The 20,638-nt window shown below is 72.8% G+C and carries 13 protein-coding genes; 4 read left to right on the top strand and 9 right to left on the bottom strand.

Annotation, left to right across the window (positions count from 1 at the left end):
- Window positions 1-241: 241 nt before the first annotated feature.
- The 3 genes from OG392_RS04665 to OG392_RS04655 all read left to right on the top strand — a co-directional run bounded on the left by OG392_RS04665 (window position 242) and on the right by OG392_RS04655 (window position 3,993).
- Window positions 242-1,048, top strand: a complete 807-nt coding sequence (locus OG392_RS04665; protein WP_329275900.1) for a class I SAM-dependent methyltransferase — start codon at window positions 242-244, stop codon at window positions 1,046-1,048.
- Window positions 1,049-1,257: 209 nt separating this feature from the next.
- Window positions 1,258-2,412: a PQQ-dependent sugar dehydrogenase gene (locus OG392_RS04660; RefSeq protein ID WP_329275898.1), complete on the top strand. Its 1,155-nt coding sequence runs from the start codon at window positions 1,258-1,260 to the stop codon at window positions 2,410-2,412.
- Between the two features lie 156 nt (window positions 2,413-2,568).
- Complete coding sequence (locus tag OG392_RS04655; protein WP_329275895.1) at window positions 2,569-3,993, top strand: lamin tail domain-containing protein; 1,425 nt, start codon at window positions 2,569-2,571, stop codon at window positions 3,991-3,993.
- A 134-nt stretch (window positions 3,994-4,127) separates the two neighbouring features.
- Here the strand turns inward: OG392_RS04655 and OG392_RS04650 are convergent, their stop codons facing one another.
- The 5 genes from OG392_RS04650 to OG392_RS04630 form a co-directional block, all read right to left on the bottom strand.
- Window positions 4,128-4,790, bottom strand: a complete 663-nt coding sequence (locus tag OG392_RS04650; protein ID WP_329275893.1) for a deoxynucleoside kinase — start codon at window positions 4,788-4,790, stop codon at window positions 4,128-4,130.
- Between the two features lie 254 nt (window positions 4,791-5,044).
- Window positions 5,045-5,617 carry an antibiotic biosynthesis monooxygenase gene (locus OG392_RS04645; protein ID WP_329275891.1) on the bottom strand — a complete coding sequence of 191 codons (573 nt, stop codon included), beginning with the start codon at window positions 5,615-5,617 and terminating at the stop codon, window positions 5,045-5,047.
- Window positions 5,618-5,838: 221 nt separating this feature from the next.
- Entirely contained in the window at window positions 5,839-6,192 is a 354-nt protein-coding gene (locus OG392_RS04640; protein ID WP_329275889.1) for a UBP-type zinc finger domain-containing protein, read from the bottom strand.
- Window positions 6,189-7,685 (bottom strand): ATP-binding protein, encoded by a 1,497-nt coding sequence (locus OG392_RS04635; protein WP_329287066.1) that lies wholly within the window; start codon window positions 7,683-7,685, stop codon window positions 6,189-6,191. The genes OG392_RS04640 and OG392_RS04635 overlap by 4 nt, the downstream gene beginning before the upstream one ends.
- A 101-nt stretch (window positions 7,686-7,786) precedes the next feature.
- Window positions 7,787-9,463 carry an FAD-dependent oxidoreductase gene (locus OG392_RS04630; RefSeq protein ID WP_329275886.1) on the bottom strand — a complete coding sequence of 559 codons (1,677 nt, stop codon included), beginning with the start codon at window positions 9,461-9,463 and terminating at the stop codon, window positions 7,787-7,789.
- Between the two features lie 403 nt (window positions 9,464-9,866).
- Between OG392_RS04630 and OG392_RS04625 the strand changes: the two genes are divergently transcribed.
- Window positions 9,867-11,747 carry an AMP-dependent synthetase/ligase gene (locus tag OG392_RS04625; protein WP_329275884.1) on the top strand — a complete coding sequence of 627 codons (1,881 nt, stop codon included), beginning with the start codon at window positions 9,867-9,869 and terminating at the stop codon, window positions 11,745-11,747.
- Between the two features lie 192 nt (window positions 11,748-11,939).
- On the opposite strand, the gene OG392_RS04620 is transcribed toward OG392_RS04625, so the two are convergent.
- From OG392_RS04620 to OG392_RS04605, 4 genes are all read right to left on the bottom strand, one after another.
- Entirely contained in the window at window positions 11,940-13,340 is a 1,401-nt protein-coding gene (locus tag OG392_RS04620) for a M1 family metallopeptidase (RefSeq protein WP_329275882.1), read from the bottom strand.
- Between the two features lie 39 nt (window positions 13,341-13,379).
- Window positions 13,380-17,288, bottom strand: coding sequence for a Pls/PosA family non-ribosomal peptide synthetase (locus tag OG392_RS04615; RefSeq protein ID WP_329275880.1), 3,909 nt, complete (start codon window positions 17,286-17,288; stop codon window positions 13,380-13,382).
- A gap of 212 nt (window positions 17,289-17,500) precedes the next feature.
- The gene (locus OG392_RS04610) at window positions 17,501-18,106 is read right to left on the bottom strand and encodes a maleylpyruvate isomerase family mycothiol-dependent enzyme (RefSeq protein WP_329287065.1); all 606 of its coding nucleotides are present in this window, start codon (window positions 18,104-18,106) and stop codon (window positions 17,501-17,503) included.
- Between the two features lie 93 nt (window positions 18,107-18,199).
- Window positions 18,200-20,551, bottom strand: a complete 2,352-nt coding sequence (locus OG392_RS04605) for an alpha-N-acetylglucosaminidase (protein ID WP_329275878.1) — start codon at window positions 20,549-20,551, stop codon at window positions 18,200-18,202.
- Between the last annotated feature and the right edge of the window lie 87 nt (window positions 20,552-20,638).

Raw genomic sequence — 20,638 nt, 5'->3', positions numbered from 1 at the left:
CGAGGGCTTTCTCCCGGCACACCGAGAGCACGCACCAGACGCCGCGGGGCCGCCCTCCGGGCGACGACGGGAGTTTGACGACAGGCCCTAGCGGATGTCTTCGCGGTGGGGCCGGTCCTCGCCGTGGGCGGTCATCGGTCCTGCACCCTTTCGGGTCGCGTGGGGCGGGGCGCCGTCGACAGGGGTGGCTCCGGACGGCAGACTGTTCGCGGAGGTGACGCGGGTGGTGGATCCGTTGGGCATGCGAGCCACGGTGCGGGAGACGTACGGTCCGGCCGACCTCAGTTCGGTCCCGGTGTTCGCCGGAGGGTTCATCAACTTCGGCCACTGGGGTTCGATCGATCTCGCGGGACCGCTCACCGTCGACGACCGGATCCGCAGCCAGGAGGCCATGTACCGGCAGGTGCTCGGCGCCGCCGGTCCCCTCGACGGCCGGCGCGTCGTCGAGGTCGGCTGTGGGCTCGGTGTCGGCTGCGCGCTCGCCCTGCGCGAGTACCGGCCGGAGCGGGTGACCGGCATGGACATCCATCCGCAGCAGCTGGACCGTGCCCGCCGGGCGAACGCGGAACTGCTGGAGGCCTCGCCGTCGGCGCTTAGGTTCGTCCGCGGCGCGGCGGAGGAGATGCCGTTCGGCGACGGCGAGTTCGACTGCGTCTACAGCGTCGAGGCCGCCCAGCACTTCGACGACATGTCGGCCTTCACCCGGGAGGCGGCCCGGGTGCTGCGGCCCGGCGGGCGCGTGGTCGTCGCGAGCTTCTTCACCCCGGACGACGATCCCGGTCACGGCGTCCGCCTCGCGTCGTATCTGGAGACCTTCGCCGACGGGCTGGACATCGCGCGGCCCGTCACCCTCGTGACCGAGGCCCTCATCCGGGCGGGCCTGACGGACGCGCGGGCGGAGTCCATCGGGCCGGACGTGTGGCAGGGCTGGGACCGCTGGCTGTCGGACCAGTGGAAGCCGGGGACCTGGCCGCGCAACTTCCTGAAGGCCTACGAGCAGCGCCACATCGACTACTACGTGGTCACGGCCACCCGCCCGCGGGTCTGAACCCGGGACACGCATCCCCCGCCGCGCCCCCGGCAGTCCGGCCGAGGGCGCGCTTGGCCTATACCAATCGACCGAGTCCCCGTAGTCTCCTGCGTGCCGGTGCTCCACCCCTGTCCCCCCGCCCCGGTTGCGTGCCGGCACGGGTCGCGTCGCCCCACGCACCGCCCCGAGCAGCCGGGTTCCCCTTCGCCGCCTCCAGGAGGATCACGGTGAACGTCCGCACGAGAAGCTCGGCTCTCATCTGCACCCTCGGTCTCGTCACCTCCCTCGCCTTCACCACGGCCTCGGCGGAGGACGGTGAAGCCCGCCGACCGGTCGCGTCGGTCACGAAGGCCGCGAAGATCTCGCTCACCCCGGTCGCCACGGCACGCAACCCGATCGCCGGTGCCGCCGGCCCCGGCGGCACGGTCTGGATCGCCGAACGGGCGGGTACGGTCCGGGTGCTGGGTCCCCACGGGCTCGGCGAGCCGGTGCTCGACATCTCCGCCGAGACCACCACCGACGGTGAACGCGGCCTTCTGGGACTCGCGTTCGACAACGCACGGGCGCACCTCTACATCTCGTACACGAACCTCGAAGGCACCAGCACCATCGACGAGTTCGCCGTACGAAAGGGCAGGATCCGGCCGGAGACCCGGCGCACGGTGCTCACCCAGGCGCAGCCGTACGCGAACCACAACGGCGGCGACATCAAGTTCGGGCCCGACGGATACCTCTACATCGCCTTCGGGGACGGCGGCGCGGGCGGCGACCCGCACGGCAACGGGCAGAACCTCGACACACTGCTCGGCAAGCTGCTGCGGATCGACCCCCGCGGGGGCACGCCGTACGCGATCCCCCGCGACAACCCCTTCGTCGGCGATCCGAAGGCGAGGGGCGAGATCTGGGCGTACGGACTGCGCAACCCGTGGCGGTTCTCCTTCGACTCGCTCAAGGGCGACCTGCTGATCGGCGACGTCGGCCAGAACGACTGGGAGGAGATCGACTGGGCGCCCGCGAGGAGCAGGGGCGGCGAGAACTACGGCTGGTCCCAGATGGAGGGCAACCACCCCTTCCGTGGCGGCACCGAGCCGGCGAACCATGTGCGCCCCGTCCACGAGTACGCCCGCACCGGCCTCGGCTGCGCGGTGACCGGCGGGTTCGTCTACCGGGGGAGCGCGATCCCGGCCCTCAGGGGGCAGTACGTGTTCAGCGACTACTGCGACGGCACCATCCGTTCCCTCTCGCTGAGGAACGGCAGGGTGACGGGGGTGAACGACCTCGTCGTCAACGGGGGCGAGGTCATCTCCTTCGTGGAGGGCCGCGCGGGCGAGCTGTACGCCCTCGCGCTCGGCGGCACCGTCTCCCGGATCGACCCGGCTTAGGACCTGTCGTGCCGGTCGGGCCGGGCTCGCGGCGCGTGACGTGCGGTCTGTCGTTCGACGGGCGTTCATGTGACAACGGGTCCGACGCCGACCGGCGTTCGGCGACGGGCGTGAGTCTCGTGACGCCCTTCACCACTCTCTCAGGACGGACCCGCCGTGCTCGAAGTACGCGCTCCCCGGGGGCGCCGCCTCGCCCCGATCCGCCTCGCCGTCGCCGGTGCGACGCTGCTCGCCGCCGCGACGCTGGCCGCCCCGGCGGCGCACGCCGCTCCGGCGGACGACATCCGCATCAACGAGGTGGTGACCACCGGCAGCGTCGACGACTCGATCGAGCTGTTCAACAAGGGCGCGGCCGCGGTCGACATCTCCGGCTGGATCCTCAAGGACGACGACGCGAGCCACACCTTCTCGGTCCCGTCCGGGACGACGCTCGCCCCGGGCGCGGCCCGCGCGTTCGCCGTGGCCTCGGCGTTCGGTCTCGGCTCCAGTGACAAGGCCCGCCTCTACCTGCCGGGCGGCAGCACCCTCGTCGACAGCTACAGCTGGACCGCCCACTCCGCCCCGTCCTGGTCGCGCTGCCCCGACGGCACGGGCGCCTTCAAGAAGGCCGCCCTGACCCTGGGCGCGCCGAACGACTGCGGCACGGGCGGCGGTACGAACCCGGCGCCCTGGCCCGGCGGCAGCTCCGTGGCGACGGCCGACGGGTCGAACGTCTTCGGCGAGGACCTCAGCGGCCTCTACCAGGAGGGCTCCGTCCTCTGGGCCGCCCAGAACTCCGGCAAGCTGTGGCGCCTGGTCCGCGACGGCTCCGGCGGCTGGCGGCCGGACACCGCCGGCGGCTGGACCTCCGGCAAGACGCTGCGCTACCCCGGCGGGAGCGGCAGCCCCGACAGCGAGGCCGTCACCCTCACCGCCGCCGGGGCGGCGGGCGGCGCGTACGTCGCCACCGAGCGCAACGGCGACGCCTCCGGCACCAGCCGCCTGTCCGTCCTCCGCTACGAGGCCGCCACCGGCACCGGCAGCACCCTGACCGCCACGAAGGAGTGGAACCTGACCGCCGGTCTGCCGGCCGTGGGCTCCAACCTCGGCTTCGAGGCCATCACCTGGATCCCCGACACCACCCTCGTCGCGGCCGGGTTCAAGGACGAGTCGACCGGCGCGGCCTATGACCCGAACGGGTACGGCGCGCACACCGGGGGCGTCTTCCTTCTCGGCGTCGAGGGCACCGGCGCGGTCCACGCGTACGTCCTCCAGGACAGCGGCGCCGCCACCCGCGTCGCCACCATCGTCAGCGGCATGGCCGGAGTGATGGAGCTCCAGTGGGAGCCGCAGGCCGCGCGCCTGTGGACGGTCTGCGACGACACGTGCGGCGGCCAGCACAGGACGATGAAGATCGGCACCTCGGGCGCGTTCGCCCCGGACGCCGCCTACCAGCGCCCGAGCGGCATGCCCGACCTCAACAACGAGGGCTTCACCGTGGCCGGAGCCGACGAGTGCGTCGGCGGCACCAAGCCCGTGTACTGGTCCGACGACAGCAACACGAGCGGCCACGCGCTGCGCAGGGGCACCGTCAGCTGCTGAGCCACGACGACGGCGCGGACTCCCGACAGGTGAGTCGGCCCGACGGCCCCTGGGACGCGTTTCGCCCGCCACAGTGGTGGCGGGCGAAACGCGTCCGAGGGCGTGACCTCCGGAAGGCGGCCCCGCGCGCCGGGTCAGGCGCGTCGGGTGGCGGCCGCCAGGGCGTCCCTGACCTCCTGGGCCACGCGGGTCGCGTCCTCCGCGTTGTTGACGATGTCCGTGTGGTTCATGTCGATGACGAGGACGTCGCTGGCCGAATAGTGCTTGTGCACCCAGTCGTCGTAGCCGGACCACAGGGTCCGGTAGTACTCGACGAGGCCCTCGTCCTGTTCGAAGTCGCGGCCGCGCAGGCCGATGCGGTGGAGCACGGTCTCGAAGTCCGCCTTGAGGTAGACCATGAGGTCGGGAGCCTTGCGGTACGGCAGGCCGTCGATCTCGCGCATCATCTCGTCGAGCAGTCCCTCGTACACCCGCATCTCGAGGGAGCTGATCCGTCCCAGGTCGTGATTGACCTTGGCGAAGTACCAGTCCTCGTAGATGGAGCGGTCGAGGACGTTGTCACCCCGCTTGTACGCCTCCTTGATCGCGGCGAAGCGCGTCTGGAGGAAGTACAGCTGGAGGAGGAAGGGGTACCGCTTGGCCTGGATCTCCTCGGCGCTCGCCGTGTAGAAGAGCGGCAGGATCGGGTTGTCGTCCACGCTCTCGTAGAAGACGTCGCTGCCCAGCTCCTTGGCGATCAGCTCGGCCACGCTCGTCTTGCCGATTCCGATCATGCCGCCGACGCAGATCACGGACATACCTCACTTCTCCCTGGGGGTCTTCTCTAGCGTGGGCGGGTGAGCTGGGAACCCCGCACCGATGAGACGCACGCCGGCGGTCACCCGATTCCCTGGGATCTTTGTGATCAGCGTGATGTGGTCCCGTCCGGGCCGAGACCCTGGGGCGGGCCGTGGTCCTGGACCGGCCTGACGTTCCGCGGCCCGTCGCGCGGGCGACGGGCCGCGGCCCTGAGGCCGCCCTGAATTTTAGATGACGAATACACCCCGGTGGGCTACGGCGTGAGCCAGCCACGCAGGAGCCTGCTCACGGCGGGCATCGCCACGTAGGTCATGAGCACGTTGAACACGCAGGCCATGATCGCGCTGCTGAGCAGAAGGGGAAGTCCCGTCAGCCGGGGGACGAGGACGAGGCCGCCCAGGACCGAGATGGGATAGATGGCCAGGGTCGCACTGATCGCCATCTTCCACCGGGGCGGTGCGGGCCGCGTCGAGCCCGGCTTGGCGAACCAGGTCTCCATGCCGGTCAGAGTGCGCCGGGCGATCTCCGTGTGGTGGTGCCCCTCGCAGTCGGCGAACCAGGCCGCCCGCTCCGGAGACTCCTGCCAGGCCCGGCAGGCCACCGCGTCCCGGAAGCGGTGCACGAGGAACCACGGGGCGCCGCCGCCCGAGGAGCGGAAGAGGCCGTGCCCGAGATGCCCCGGGAAGGCGGCCGCGCTGTCGAGGATGCCCCTGGCCCACAGCTCGAAGGCCGCTTCGTAGCCGGGCTCCACCCGGCGGGCTATGAGGAGGGTCACCTCGCCCGTGTCGGCGGGGACGGTGGAGTGCTCAAGGCTGATCGCGGTCACACGTACTCCATCTGATCTCACCGCGCCCGGCCGTACTCTACGCAAGCCGCTCTGTTCGAGCCGGATGCCACCCCTGGCGAGGAGGACGCGGAACGCCCTCCCGGCGGTCCGCGAGATGCTCCTGGGCCCGACCAGGGTGCTTCCCGCCTCCTCGATCACCACACCCCGTACCGTCCCTTCACGGCGAGGAGCGGGGTGTCGGAGGGCGAGGCCGGCCCGCCTCAGCGGTGGAGGTGCTGCTGCCAGTCCTGGGGGACGCGGCCGGCCGGGCCCGGGACCGGCTGGTCGGCCGGGTGGCCGTCCGGCGGGGCCAGTGCGGGACCGGCGTCGTACAGGTCGTCGGTGGCGTAGTTCCAGAACCAGCTCTCGCCCGGCTCGTAGCTCTGGACGAGGGGATGTCCGGTGGACTTCCAGTGCGCGGTGGCGTGCTGGGCCGGAGAGGAGTCGCAGCAGCCGATGTGGCCGCACTGGGCACAGCGCCGCAGGTGGAACCACCAGCCGCCCGCGCTGTCGCAGTCCCCGCAGCCCGGTCCGCTGGGCGCGGCGCTCGGGTCGATTCCCTCGATGTCGGTCATGTGTGCTCCTCGGCGGTCTCGGTGTCGGTGCGGTCGTCGGCGTCGGATCCCGTCTCCGTCTCCGGCGTGGGTTCCGCCTCGGGGGCGGTCAGGGGCAGCAGCACCTGGAAACGGGTGTCGCCGGGGACGGACTCGACCTGGAGGCTTCCGTGGTGCTTGCTCACCACGATCCGCCAGGAGATGTCGAGCCCGAGCCCCGTGCCCTCGCCCACCGGCTTCGTCGTGAAGAAGGGGTCGAAGATGCGGCTGCGGATCTCCTCGGGGACGCCGGGGCCGGTGTCGCGGAACTCCACGAGCAGCCGGTCGCCCTCCCGGGCCGTGCGGACCGTCAGGGTGCCGTCGCCGCCGTCGCTCCCGATGGCGGACACCGCGTTGTCGATGAGGTTCGTCCACACCTGGTTCAACTCCGCCGGGTAGGCGGGTACGTCGGGCAGGGAACGGTCGTAGTCCTTGACGACCCGCACCCGGGAACCGATCTTGCCGGACAGCATCAGCAGGGTGCTGTCGAGGAGTTCGTGGACGTCGACCTCGCGGTGCGGAGCGCGGTCGAGCTGCGCGTACTGCCCGGCCGCGGCCACCAGGTGGGAGACGCGGTTGGTGGAGTCGTCGATCTCGTTCATCAACAGCTCCGTCTCGACGGTGTAGTTGAGCCAGCCCACGGCCCCCGGCAGCACGTCGTCGGCCACGGTCGCCGCGACCTGCTCCAGCCAGTCCGTGTCCAGCCCGGCCTGGACGAAGGTGGGCGCGAACCGCCAGCCCTCGGGGAGGCCGTGGTCCTCCAGCCAGTCGGCCAGTTCGTCCTCCCGGTCGGAGGCCTCCAGAGGGCTCAGTACCGGTGCCTTGGCGACGAGTTCGGCGGTGCGTTCCTGGATCTCGATGAGGTCGGCCAGCGCCTCCCGCGAATAGGGGCCCTTGGCGATGACGGACAGCTTGTGCCGCATCTTGCCGACCCGCTCCCGGAGCGCCGCCGTGGCCCGGACGGCTGCCGCGGCCGGGTTGTTGAGCTCGTGGGTGAGTCCGGCGGACAACGAGCCGAGCGCGAGGAGGCGTTCACGCTGACCGATGGCGCGCTGGGTGTTCTTGGAGCCGAAGAACAGCCCTTCGAGGAGGTGCACCGCCATGGGGAACCACTCGGCCATGATGTCCGCGAACGACTGCGCGGGCATGACGAAGAAGCGGGTCGACTCGGTCACCCGCATCGAGTTGTTGTACGTCTGGGGCACCCGGTCGCCCAGGTACGCCTGCATGGCCCCCGCGTACACACCGCGCTGGGAGGTGCGGCTCACCTCCACGTCGTCGGCGCCGACCCGGCGGTACAGGACGACGGTTCCCTCGATCATCACGTAGAAGCAGGTGGCGGGCTCGCCCTCCGTGTAGACGGGCCCGGGCCCGAACCGCTCCACCCGCCCCTCGGCGCAGAGCCGGGCGAGCTGCTCGGGCGAGAGCTTCTCGAACAGGAACAGCGAGCCGATCTCGTGCCGGTCGCAGGGCAGGACCTCACCGCCGAGCCGGTCACCGCCCACGTCCTGCCCGCCCACGTCCTGCCCGCCCACGTCCTGCCCGCCCGTGCCGTCGCGCCCCGCGTCCTGTCCGCTCATGACTGCTCCAGATACCGGTGGACGAGCATCACGGCCATCGCTCCCTCTCCCACGGCGGAGGCGACGCGCTTCGCGGACCGCGCCCGGGCGTCGCCCGCCACGAACACCCCGGGGACGTTCGTCTCCAGGTGGTACGGCGGCCGGTCGAGGGCCCACTCGGCCGGTGGCCGCCCGTCCGGTGTGAGGTCGGGGCCCGCCAGGATGAAGCCGTGCTCGTCGCGCAGGACCGTTCCGTCGAGCCAGTCGGTCAGCGGGGCCGCCCCGATGAAGACGAACATCCACTGGGCGTCCACGACATCGGTCGCGCCGGTCACGGCGTCCCGCAGGGTCAGCCGCTCCAGGTGCTCCTCGCCGTGCGCCGACTCGACGACCGTCCTGGGCCGCACGGTGATGTTCGGCGCCTCCTCGATCTGCTGGATCAGGTAGTACGACATCGAAGCCGCCAGCGACTCCCCGCGCACGAGCAGGGTCACCGACTTCGCGCCCCGCGCCAGGAACACCGCCGCCTGCCCGGCGGAGTTGGCACCGCCGACGATGTACACGTCCTGGTCCTGGCAGGAGGACGCCTCGGTGAGGGAGGAGCCGTAGTAGACACCGCGGCCGGTCAGGTCCTCGCAGCCGGGCGCCAGGAGCTGCCGGTAGGAGACCCCGGTCGCGAGGATGACGCTGTGGGCGGTGACCTCCGTACCGTCGGAGAAGCGGACGACGCGGGCCGCGCCGTTCACCTCGAGACCCGTGACCTCGCGTGCGGTGAGGATCTCGGCGCCGAACCGGGTCGCCTGGCGGCGGGCGCGTTCGGTGAGCTGTCCGCCGGAGACGCCGTCCGGGAAGCCGAGGTAGTTCTCGATCCGCGAGCTCTGGCCGGCCTGTCCGCCGGTCGCCGAGCGCTCGACGAGCACGGTCCGCAGCCCCTCGGAGGCGCCGTACACCGCGGAGCCGAGGCCTGCCGGACCGCCGCCGATGACGACGAGGTCGTAGAAGTCGGCGGCCGGCGTCGTCGCCAGCCCCACCCGGGCGGCCAGCTCGGGCGCGTCCGGTTCGACCAGGACGGTGCCGTCCGGGGTGATGACCAGCGGCAGCCGTCGGCCGTCGGCCCCGGCCGCGTCGAGGAGACGCCTGCCCTCGGGCTCGTCGGAGGAGTACCAGCGGTACGGCACTTGGTTGCGGGCCAGGAACTCGCGTACGTACGAGGAGCGCGCCGACCAGCGGTGACCGACCACCTTAATGGCGGGCACCGGCCGGTAGTCGCTGGCGCGCCAGGCCGCGAGCAGGTCGTCCACGACGGGGTAGAGCTTCTCCTCCGGCGGGTCCCACGGTTTGAGCAGGTAGTGGTCGAGGTCGACGACGTTGATCGCGTCGATGGCCGCGTTGGTGTCGGCGTACGCGGTCAGCAGGACGCGCCGGGCCCCCGGGTAGACGCCGAGGGCCTGCTCCAGGAACTCGATGCCGTTCATCTGCGGCATGCGGTAGTCGGCGAGGATCACGGCGACGAGGTCGCCTCGCAGCTTCAGCTCGCGGAGCGCGTCGAGGGCGGACTCGCCGGACTCGGCGCGCACGATCCGATAGCCGCCGCCGTAGCGGCGCCGCAGGTCGCGGGCGATGGCGCGGGACACTCCAGGGTCGTCGTCCACCGTCAGGATGACGGTCCGTGCCGCGTCGGTGACCTGTGCCATGCGCCTCCGCCCCGCTCGCCTCGGAGGCCGGCACGGCGGGCTGCCGACGCCGGCTCCCGCCCATCGTAGGTTCGATCCCGCGGGACCGCTCCGGATGACGACGGCCCGTGCTCCGCCGGCACCTGTGCGCTACGGCTCCGGCGTGCGAGGCGTGCGAGGCGTGCGAGGCGTGCGAGGCGGGCGAGGCGTGCGAGGCGTGCGAGCCGTGCAGGCCCGCAGGGCGGGGCAGGGTGGGGCGCCGGGGGCGCTCACGACCCGGTCACGGCGCCCCGAGCCCTGCCGCCGCCTTTCTTCTGCCTGCTCCCTTACGCACCGGGGCGTTTCCGCCTAGCCTCACCACAGCTCGCAAGTTACCGGCCGGTCAATGAATCGTTGACGGGCGGTCCGGTCCCGGGGGGTTGAGATGAGTTCCGCGCAGCACCTTCTTGAAAGCCGCCCGCGGTCGGTGGCGCACATCTTCCTCTCGCGGGTCGAGGCCACGCCCCACCGCGAGGCCTACCGCTACCCCGTGCCCGCCGGGCACGGAGATGCCGAGGAGTGGCGCTCGCTGACGTGGGCCCAGACCGCGGAGCGCGTGAAGGCGATCGGAGCCGGCCTGCTCACCCTCGGACTGCGGCCCGAGGAGCGGGTGGCCATCTCCTCCTCGACCCGGGTCGAGTGGATCCTCGCCGACCTGGGCATGATGTGCGCCGGTGTCGCCGCGACCGCCGTCTACCCGAGCACCAACGGCGAGGAGACGGCGTACATCCTCGCCGACTCCGGCAGCCGGGCGATCTTCGTGGAGAACACCGAACAGCTGGCCAAGGTGGCCGCCCACCGGGGCGGCCTGCCCGGGCTCGACACCGTCGTCGTCTTCGACCCGGAGGCGGACATGCCCCAGGTCGAGGGTCTCGTCGTGCTGACCCTCGCCGAGCTGGAGAAGCGGGGTGCGGCGCACCTGCAGGAGCGTCCGGACGCGATCGACGCGGCGGTCGCGGCCATCCGGCCGGACCAGCTCGCCACCCTCATCTACACCTCCGGCACGACCGGCCGCCCGAAGGGGGTGCGGCTGGTGCACGACTGCTGGTCGTACCAGGCCGTCGCGCAGGAGGTCAGCGGGCTGCTGCTGCCCGACGACGTGCAGTTCCTGTGGCTGCCGCTGTCGCATGTCTTCGGCAACGCCCTGATCGCCGGTCAGGTGAAGACCGGCAGCGTGATCGCGGTCGACGGCCGCGTCGACCGCATCATCACCAACCTGCCCGCCGTCCGGCCCACCGTGATGGCGTCCGCGCCGAGGATCTTCGAGAAGGTCTACAACGGGATCGCCGCCAGGTCGAAGGCCGAGGGCGGAGCCAAGCACAAGATCTTCCTGTGGGCGGCGCGGGTCGCCCGCGACCACGCCAGGACCGGGCAGGAGACCATGGTGGCGACGGGACGGCGCACGGTGCCCCTCCGGCTCACCGTGCAGCACGCCCTCGCCGACAAGCTCGTCTACGGCAAGATCCGTGCGGCCTTCGGCGGCGAACTCCGCGGCAGTGCGTCGGGCAGCGCCGCACTCGCGTCCGACATCGGCTACTTCTTCGCCGGCGCGGGCGTGCCGGTGCTGGAGGGGTACGGCCTGACGGAGACCAGCGCGGCCGTCACCGTCAACCCCGTCGAGGACTTCCGGGTGGGCACGGTCGGCAGGCCCCTGCCCGGCACCGAGGTCCGCATCGCCGAGGACGGGGAGATCCTGCTGAGGGGCCCCGGCGTCATGCGCGGGTACCACAACCTCCCGGAGAAGACCGCCGAGGTGCTGGAGAGCGACGGCTGGTTCCACACCGGTGACATCGGCGAGATCGACGAGGACGGCTTCGTCCGGATCACCGACCGCAAGAAGGACCTGTTCAAGACCTCGGGCGGGAAGTACATCGCGCCCACCGAGATCGAGAGCCGCTTCAAGGCGGTCTGCCCGTACGCCAGCAACATCCTGGTCATCGGTAACAACCGCAACTTCTGCACCGCGTTGATCACCCTTGAGGAGAGCGTGATCATGCCCTGGGCGGCGGCGCAGGGCCTCGACGGGCGCGGCTACACGGAGGTGGTCTCCTCGCCGGAGGCGCACGGGCTGATCGACGCCTTCGTCCAGCGGGTCAACGGCGACCTGCAGCGCTGGCAGACGATCAAGAAGTTCGCGGTCCTGCCCCGCGACCTCGACATCGAGCACGACGAACTCACCCCGAGCCTCAAGGTCAAGCGGTCCGTCGTGGAACGGGAGTACGCCGAGGTCGTCGAGGCCATGTACGAGGGCGCCCGCGAGGCGTGACGCCCGTCGGCGGTCCGCTAGGGCCTGTCGTCAAACTCCCGTCTGCCCCGCGACGCCTGGCACGCACTCTCGCCGCACCGGGCGAAAGACCGAGTACGTCCAGTACGAGGGCTTCCTCCCGGCACACCGAGAGCACGCACCAGACGCCGCCGGGCCGCCCTCCGGGCGACGACGGGAGTTTGACGACAGGCCCTAGGCGGAGGCCCTGCCCAGGCCCCCGCCGTTGGTGGGCGGGTACGCCGGCCGGGCCGGCAGGGCCGGGGCGCCGTGGGGCGAGGGGAGGGGCGGCAGGGCCGGCTGCCGCAGCCAGGCCGTGAGGAGACCGTCCACCGGCTCCGTCGCGTAGCGGGCCACATGGGCCGCGAAGGTCGCCGTGGTCACCACGCCGTGGCGGTGCACGGTGGCCCAGTCGCGCAGCATGCGGAAGAAGGCGTGGTCGCCCAGGGCGCAGCGGACCGCGTGCACGGTGAGACCCCCGCGCTCGTACAGGCGGTCGTCGAACATCAGCTTGCGCCCGGGGTCGGCGAGCTTCAGGTCCTGCGGCTGCGTGGACAGCAGCCGGTGCGCGGTGGTCGCGAGCTCCTGCGCGGTGCGGCCGCCGGAGCGCTCCGACCAGAGCCACTCGGCGTACTTGGCCAGGCCCTCGTTCAGCCAGATGTGCCGCCAGTCGGCGATGGTCACGCTGTTGCCGAACCACTGGTGCGCGAGCTCGTGCGCCACGAGGCGCTCCGAACCGCGTGCGCCGTCCACGTGGTTGGCGCCGAAGAGGGAGAGACCCTGGGCCTCCACCGGCACGTCGAGCTCCTCGTCGGCGACGACGACCGCGTACTCGCCGAACGGGTACGGACCGAAGAGCTCCTCGAACAGCTGCATCATCGCGGGCTGCCGGGCGAAGTCGCGCGAGAAGCGCGACAGCAGATGCGCCGGCACATGGGCGCTCTGCGGCACCCCGCCGAGCCCGGGGTCACCGAGCAGCACCGTCTGGTACATGCCGATCGACAGCCCGACCAGATAGCTGGACGTCGGCGCGGACTGCTCGTACACCCAGGTGGTCGTGCTGGCCCTGGTCGTCCGGGTGAGCAGCCGGCCGCCCGCCACCACGGTGTACGCGGAGGGCGTGTTGACCGAGATCTGGTACGAGGCCTTGTCGGCGGGCCGGTCGTTGCACGGGTACCAGGAGGGGGCGCCGATGGGCTGGCTCGCGACCAGCGCGCCGTCCGTCAGCTCCTCCCAGCCGAGCCCGCCCCACGGGCTGCGCACCGGCTTGGGGTTGCCCGCGTAGTGCACCTCCACGGTGAACGCGGCGCCCGCGGACAGCGCCTTGGCCGGCCGGACCCGGAGCTTGCCGCCGCGGTGGGCGTAGTGCGGAGCCCGGCCGTTCACCAGGATCCGGCCGACCTTGAAATCGGACAGGTTCAGCTGGAACTCGGTGAGCGGCGCCCGGCCGGCGATGGCGCTGAGCCGCGCCGTCCCGGCCAGCCGGTTGGGCCCTGGCCGGTACTCCAGAGCGAGTTCGTACCGGTGCACGCGGTAACGGGAGTCGCCGTGGTCAGGGAAGTACGGGTCCGATGCCGTTGTCCGCTCGCCGCTCACTGCCGCTCCCGCTCCCTGCCCTGTGCTCGTGCTGCCCGTTCAGGCCCGCCACGCCTCGATCGGATTGCCCAGCCAGCGGGTGTCGGCGGGGACGGATTCCCCGGCCATCACGAGAGAGGCGGGACCCAGCGTGCTGCGGGCTCCGACCGAACTGCCGGGCAGGACGATTCCGCCCGGGCCCAGGGTGGCGCCCTCGCGGAGGACCACAGTATCCGTCCTCAAGATCCGGTCGTGGAAGAGGTGAGTCTGCAAGACACAGCCGCGGTTCACGCTGACCGCGTCACCGAGAACGACCAGGTCCGTCTCGGGCAGCCAGTAGCTCTCGCACCACACGCCCCGGCCGACCCTGGCCCCGAGCGCGCGCAGCCACAGGTTGAGGAGCGGCGTGCCCGGCACCGATCCGACCAGCCACGGCACGGCGAGGACCTCGACGAACGTGTCCGCCAGCTCGTTGCGCCACACGAAGCCCGACCAGAGCGGGTGCTCGCCCGTCCGGTGCCGGCCCACCAGCAGCCACTTCGCGGCCACCGAGGCCAGGCACGCGGCCGCACCGGCGGCGAGCAGGACCGCCCCGGACAGCAGCGCCGTGCCCCAGACCCCCAGACCGGTCGCCGTGGCCAGGGCGCAGAGGGCCGCCACGGTCAGCACCGCCAGGGCGGCCGAGGAGAACACCGGGAGCAGCCGGAAGAGCTCCACCAGACCGCGCGCCCACAGCAGCCGCGCGGGCGGGTCGTACGTCCGGCTCCGGTCGGAGTCCGCCGCCGACCGCGGCAGCCTGACCGGGGGCAGGCCCAGGTACGAGCTGCCCTTCTTGGCCTTCTTCGGCGTCGCCGACAGCACGCCCACCAGTCCGTCGTCCGGCACCGTGCGGCCCGGAGCGGTCATGCCTGAGTTGCCGAGGAACGCCCGGCGGCCGATCTCGGAGTGCCCGATCCGGACCCAGCCGCCGCCCAGCTCGTACGGGGCGGTCAGCGTGTCGTCGGCGAGGAACGCGCCCTCGCCGACCGTGGTGAGGCTCGGCAGCGCGAGCACCGTGGACACCTCGGCGCCCCGGCCGATCTTCATGCCGAGCAGCCGCAGCCAGACCGGGGTGATCAGCCCGGCGTACAGCGGGAACAGAGTCTCCCGCGCCAGGTCCATCAGCTGCGTGACGGTCCACGCCTGCCAGGCGACCCGGCCGTGCGTCGGATGGCTGCCGGTGCGAAGCCCGAGGCTGAGCAGCCGCACCGAGACGAGCACCAGCGACGCGTACGCGAAGCCGTAGGCGAGGGCCCCGGGCACCACCGCGAGCAGTGCTCCGCGCAGCGCGTCGGCGAGTCCCGCGTCGGCGGGCACGAAGCGGCTCACGACGAGCAGCGCGGGCAGGGCGGCGAGCACCGGGAGCACGGTGAGGAAGAAGCCGGTCGCCCCGTAGACGGCCCGCCAGCGGAGCGGACGCGGCGGGCGCTCCTTGGGCCAGTTCCGCTTGGCCTTGCCGAGCTTGCCGGCGGGCGCGCCGGCCCAGCGCTGCCCGGTCGGGATCTGGCCCGCCACCGCGGAGCCGGGGGCCACCTCGGCCCGCTTGCCGACCCGCGCCCCGGGGAACAGCAGGCTGCGGGTGCCGACCACGGCGCCCGCGCCGACCTTCACCGGGCCGATCTCCAGCCGGTCGCCGTCCAGCCAGTAGCCGGAGAGGTCCACCTCGGACTCCACGGCGCAGCCGCGGCCGAGCTTGAGCATGCCCGTCACCGGCGGCAGCGAGTGCAGGTCCACGTCGGGGCCCACCTTGGCGCCGAGGGCTCGCGCGTACCGCTCCAGCCAGGATCCGGTGAGCGAGGTGGCGCCGACGAACTCGGCGAGCCGCTCGGCCGTCCACAGCCGCAGGTGGACGCTGCCGCCGCGCGGGTGGCGTCCGGCCTTCACCCCGCGCAGCAGCAGCCGTGCGCCCCCCGCCGCGATCGCGAGCCGGCCGGGCGGGCTGAAGAGCAGCGCCGCACCCGCGGCCACCACCCACCACGAGGCCGTCGGCGCCCACGGATAGGCCCCGAACCGGTGCAGGACGTTGCCCAGGGCGAGCAGCGCCACCGTCCAGCGGAGCCCGATCACGGTGAACAGCGGAAGCAGCAGGACGGTCTGGAGGAGCCCGGCCCGGAACGGAACCGGCGGAATCGTCCGTACGGCTCCGTCGTCCTGGACGGACTTCTCCAGCCGCCGGGCCAGCTTGCGCAGGGTGGGCTGCTGGTAGATGTCGACGACGGCCGCGCTCGGATAGCGGGTGCGCAGCCGGGTGGTGAGCTGGGCGGCGGCGAGGCTGCTGCCGCCGATCGCGAAGAAGTCGTCGGCGGCGCCGGTGACGGCGACCCCGAGGGTCTCGCTCCACTGCTCCGCCAGCCAGGCCTCCGTGCCGTACAGCTGCTCGGCGGGACCGGAGGTCTCCAGGTCCGGCAGGGGCCATGGCAGCGCGTCCCGGTCCACCTTGCCCGACGTACGGGTGGGCAGCTCGGCGACGGGCGCGAGGAGCGGCACGAGGGCCGCCGGGAGCTCGGCGCGCAGCCGCTCGACCGCCGCCGCGTGGTCCCAGCCCTCTTGGGTCACGAGATAGCCGACGAGCAGCTGGTTGCCGCCGCGGGCGGTACGGACGGCGGCGGCCGCGCCGGCCACACCGGGCAGGCCCTGGAGGGCCGAGTCCACCTCGCCCAGTTCGATGCGGCGGCCGCCGAGCTTGATCTGCTCGTCACCGCGGCCGAGGAAGACCAGACCCTCCGGCTCGGCGCGGACGAGGTCGCCGCTGCGGTACGCCCGCTCCCAGCCGAGGGACTCCAGCGGGGCGTACTTCTCCGCGTCCTTCCCGGGGTCGAGGTAGCGGGCCAGCCCGACGCCGCCGATCACCAGCTGGCCGCTGCCGCCCATCGGCACCGGCTCACCCGACTCGTCGACCACGGCCAGCTCCCAGCCGTTCAGCGGGAGACCGATCCTGATCGGCTCCTCGCCGGTCAGTTGGGAGGCGCAGGCGACGACGGTGGCCTCCGTGGGGCCGTACGTGTTCCACACCTCGCGGCCCTCGGTGACCAGGCGCTGGGTCAGCTCGGGCGGGCAGGCCTCGCCGCCGAAGATCAGCAGCCGGACCTCGTCGAGCGTCTCCGGATCCCACAGCGCGGCGAGCGTCGGCACGGTGGAGACCACGGTGATCTCCTGCTCCACCAGCCAGGGGCCCAGGTCGGCGCCGCTGCGCACCTGCGACCGGGGGACGGGCACCAGGCAGGCGCCGTAGCGCCAGGCCAGCCACATCTCCTCGCAGGAGGCGTCGAAGGCGACGGAGAGGCCCGCCATGACCCGGTCTCCGGGGCCGATCGGCTCGTCGACGAGGAACAGCGCGGCCTCGGCGTCCACGAACGCGGCGGCGCTGCGATGGCTGACGGCGACGCCCTTGGGCTTGCCCGTGGAACCCGAGGTGAAGATGATCCACGCGTCGTGCTCGGGACCGGGCCGCACGGCGGCCGCGCGCTCCCCTTCCCGCCCGGTGACGTCGATCCGCTGCTCCGCGCCGACCACGGCCCGCACACCGGCCTCGCCGAAGACCAGCTCGGCCCGCTCGTCCGGGTCCTCGGCGTCGACCGGCACGTAGGCGGCCCCCGCGGCGAGGACGGCGAGGACGGCCACGTACAGCTCGTTCGTTCCGGACGGCACCCGGACGCCCACCCGGTCGCCGATCCCCACTCCGGCGGCCGCGAGCGCGCGCCGCCGGCGTTCGACCTCCGCGGCGAGCGCCCGGTAGGTCAGCCGGGTGCTGCCGTCGTCCAGGGCGAGCTCGTCGGGGTAGGCCCGTACCGAGGCCTCGAAGATGTCGACGAGGGTGCGCACCGGGGCGGCGGGGCCGGCGGAGAAGCGGGCGGACTTGCCGGGCTCCTCCTCCCACGCGTCCCCGTCGTGGAGCAGAGTGGTGTCACCGTGCTCTGGTGTGGCTGCCATCGGACCTCGCGTCTCGTTCCCGGCAACGTCCGGGTCGCCGGCGGAGCCCGGGTCTGCCCGGGTTGTTCCGTTCCGACGCCAAACAGCCCGCCAGTCTAGTGCGTCGGCCAGGATTCTCCGGTCGACATCTTGCGCGTGGCTGGTTGAGGGGGGTATTGGAGGTGTCTCCCGGGTGACCGTACGGTGACGGGCGCCGTGCGGTCACCGCCGGTTCAGCCGCCCGCCGACAGCGTGGCCACCCCCGGGCCGCGAAGGTCGTCCAGGACCGCCCGGCGCCCCATGACCGCCAGCAGCAGGGAGAGCGCGGGACCCTCCACGTCCGGTCCGGTCCCGATCGCGAGGTCGGTGTCCGTCGCCGTGAGCCGGACACGGGTGGTGAGTTCCCTGGCCCCGCCGAAGGACGCCGGGGTGCGCGCCTGGAGACGGAGGGACCGGACGACCGCCCGCTGCGGGTAGGCGCGGGCGAGGCCCAGAGGCCGGCGGATGTCCTCCCCGTGGACGATCTCCTCGACGAGCCGGCTGTCCAGGGACGCCGGGGGCGCCGAGGTCCTCGACGCCACCCGACGGAACCGCTCCAGGGTCTCCTGCGGAGTGGTCGCGCGCTCGCGCTCCACCCCGCGCGTGTTCTGACGGTCGAAGTCGAACCGCGCGAGCACCAGACCCCTGAGGAAGCCGAGGCGTGTCGTGCGGGCGTTGTCGACCAGATGGGCGAGCACGTCGTGCACGGTCCAGCCGTCGCAGAGCGAGGCCTCCCGCCACTGTTCGTCCTCGAGGCGGGCCAGGTCGTCGATCAGTGCCGCGCGCTCGGCGTGCACCATCGGCCAGACGTCGTCCGTCACGGCTTCTCCCTCATCGGTTCCCGTCCGCCGGGTACGGCGGACATCGGTGACGACTCCGGGAACGGCGGGAACTCACCGGCCGGAGAGCATCGCCGTTCCGCGGCGGGCGGCCGCGGACCCCGCGGCCGCCGGTGCCGCCAGGGCCGCCCGCACCTCGCCCGCCAGGGCGAAGGGGTCGCCCGTGGGCGTCGTCGGGTAGCGCTGGTGGCCGCGCGCCCAGGCGTCGTCCCGGGCGAACCAGTCGACGGCGACCGGCTGCGTGCCGTTCACCAGCGCCCGGTCGAGACTCGCGAAGTACGCGGCCCAGCGCGGCGCGTAGACGTCCTGGACGAGGCCCGACCACTCACGGTTGGCGTAGTCGTGCAGGCCGCCCGTCTCGCTCGGCACCTTGCCGGCCCAGGTGGTGAGGATCGAGCGGGCGTCGTACTCCAGCCGGTCCTGTTCCGCCGGGTCCGCGCCCCAGGAACGCGCGTCGGCCAGCCAGGGACCGACCAGGAACCGCCGGTCGGAGCCGACCAGCCGCCCGAGCAGCTCCTCGTGCGCCTGCCACTCGCGCACCAGCGCCCGGAAGCCCGTCAGATCCTCGGCCTCGTACGCCGTCCTGATCCGCGGCAGGAGCACCCGGCTGCGGTTGGTGAGCGCCTGCCGTGCCACGTCCACCAGGTCGTAGCGGTACGCGTCCGTGCTCCGCAGCCGGGGCGCCACCTGGAGCAGTTCCACGAGCGCGCGCTCGACCGTCGCGGCGTCGTACCGCATGACCTTCGGGCTCCACTTCGCGGCGGTCGCGGCCGTCAGGGACGGCCGTGCGGCGAAGAGGCCGTCCTGCGGCTCGCTCCAGGTCCCGGTCCGCATGCTGTACGGGCCCCGGCGCAGCTGCTCCCAGGCGGCCGCCGCATGGGGGTCCGTACCGCCGTAACGCCGGGCGGCGTAGGCCGCGAACCAGCTCTCCTGGTCGATCGGGCCGGGCTGCCAGGCGAGTTCGGTGAAGAGGTCGAACGCGGCGGGGTTCCCGCCGGTGGCCTCCGGGAGGTACGCGATGCCCCGCAGGGCGCTGCCCTCCTTGCCGAGCCAGGCGTGGAAGCGGTTCACCCACGCGTCCGTGTTGGCGCCGACGCTGGTGTGGCCGCCGAAGTTGGGGATCGTGCCGAAGGCGTACGGCGTGCCGCCCCAGGCGGCCTCTCGGTCGAGGCCGTCGTACCGGTCGGAGAGCCCGTCGACGATCAGGAGCCGACGGCGGTCGACGCCGCTGAGGAACGTCGGGGTCGGGTTGTTCTGCCAGCCGAGCATGACCCAGGTGGCACCGGGTCGTGCGGTGTCCAGGGCCTGCTGGACGGCTCCGGCGGCGGCCGCGACGTCGACCGGCCCCGGGATGCCGCCCTCGTGGAGCAGGTCCATCTTGAACATGTCTCCGGCCCCGAACCGCGCCTCCTGGGCGCGGTAGTAGGCGGCGGCGAGCCGGGCGAACACGGGCCCGGTCGGATCCAGCCAGTCGGGCCGGTCGAAGCCGACCCACTTGCCCTGCGGAACCGTCACCGCGCCGGGGTTCCGCGAGGCGAAGTCCGCCGGCACGGTCCCGAAGAATCCCGGCAGCACAGGCGTCATCCCGAGCGAACGCAGGTGGTCGGCGACCTGCCGGCCCAGGGCCGCCCGGGCCTCGACGAGCTGTTCGGAGACCGGCCCGCCGAAGCCCGACAGGTTCTGCAGCAGCCACCAGCCCTGGTGGGCCGGGGCGGGGATCCAGCCGCGCAGCTCCGCCGCGCTGTACCCGAACTCCTGGAGCGCCCGGTAGTAGGGGTATTCGGCCCCGGTCGGGACGAAGACCTCGTTCACGCCGTGCAGTGCCATCAGGTCGATGTCGCGCTGGTAGGAGGCGAAGTCGCGGTAGGCGCCGGAGTAGCCCTCGTCCGTGTCGTTCAGGGCGTAGCGGTGGGGCACGGAGGCCGATCGGGTGAGGGTGCCGGAGACCGCGGGGAGCGTGCCGGGCAGCCGGCCGACGCTGGAGCCGGGCCAGCCCAGGTCCACCCCCGCGACCCGCTCCAAGTACCAGCCGACTCCGGTGAGGAGCGTGGCGGGCGAGGTGCCCCGGACCTCGATCGCCCCGGCTCCGCCCGAGACCGTGAAACGGTCCCCCGAGGCGGACTCCTCGACCGGGATCAGGGTGAACTGCGCCGCCCGGGACGGCAGCAGGCGCTCCAGGCTCGCCCGGGCGGGCGCCGGGTCGAAGGGGACGGCCGCGCCCGGCCGGGTGCCGCCCGGCTCCGTGACCTGACCGGCGGAGGCCGGCCGGGTACCGGAGGCGGTCGTGGCCGCCGAGGCGGTGGTCCCCGAGACCCGCGGTGCTCCCGGCGCGGTCGCCGCCGTCATGGCCACGACCGCCGTGGTGACGAGGACGGCGCGGCATCGAAGGATCAGTCGACGGCCCATCTGGCTCCCTGGTGCGGGTCGAGCGGAAAGGCGAGGCGTGCTTCGGGAGGTCCGGTCGACGAAGACTAGCGACACCGCGCCCGGCGG

This window comes from Streptomyces sp. NBC_00691 (genome assembly GCF_036226665.1).
Taxonomy (GTDB): Bacteria; Actinomycetota; Actinomycetes; order Streptomycetales; family Streptomycetaceae; genus Streptomyces.
This window is presented reverse-complemented; position numbering and strand designations above follow the sequence as displayed.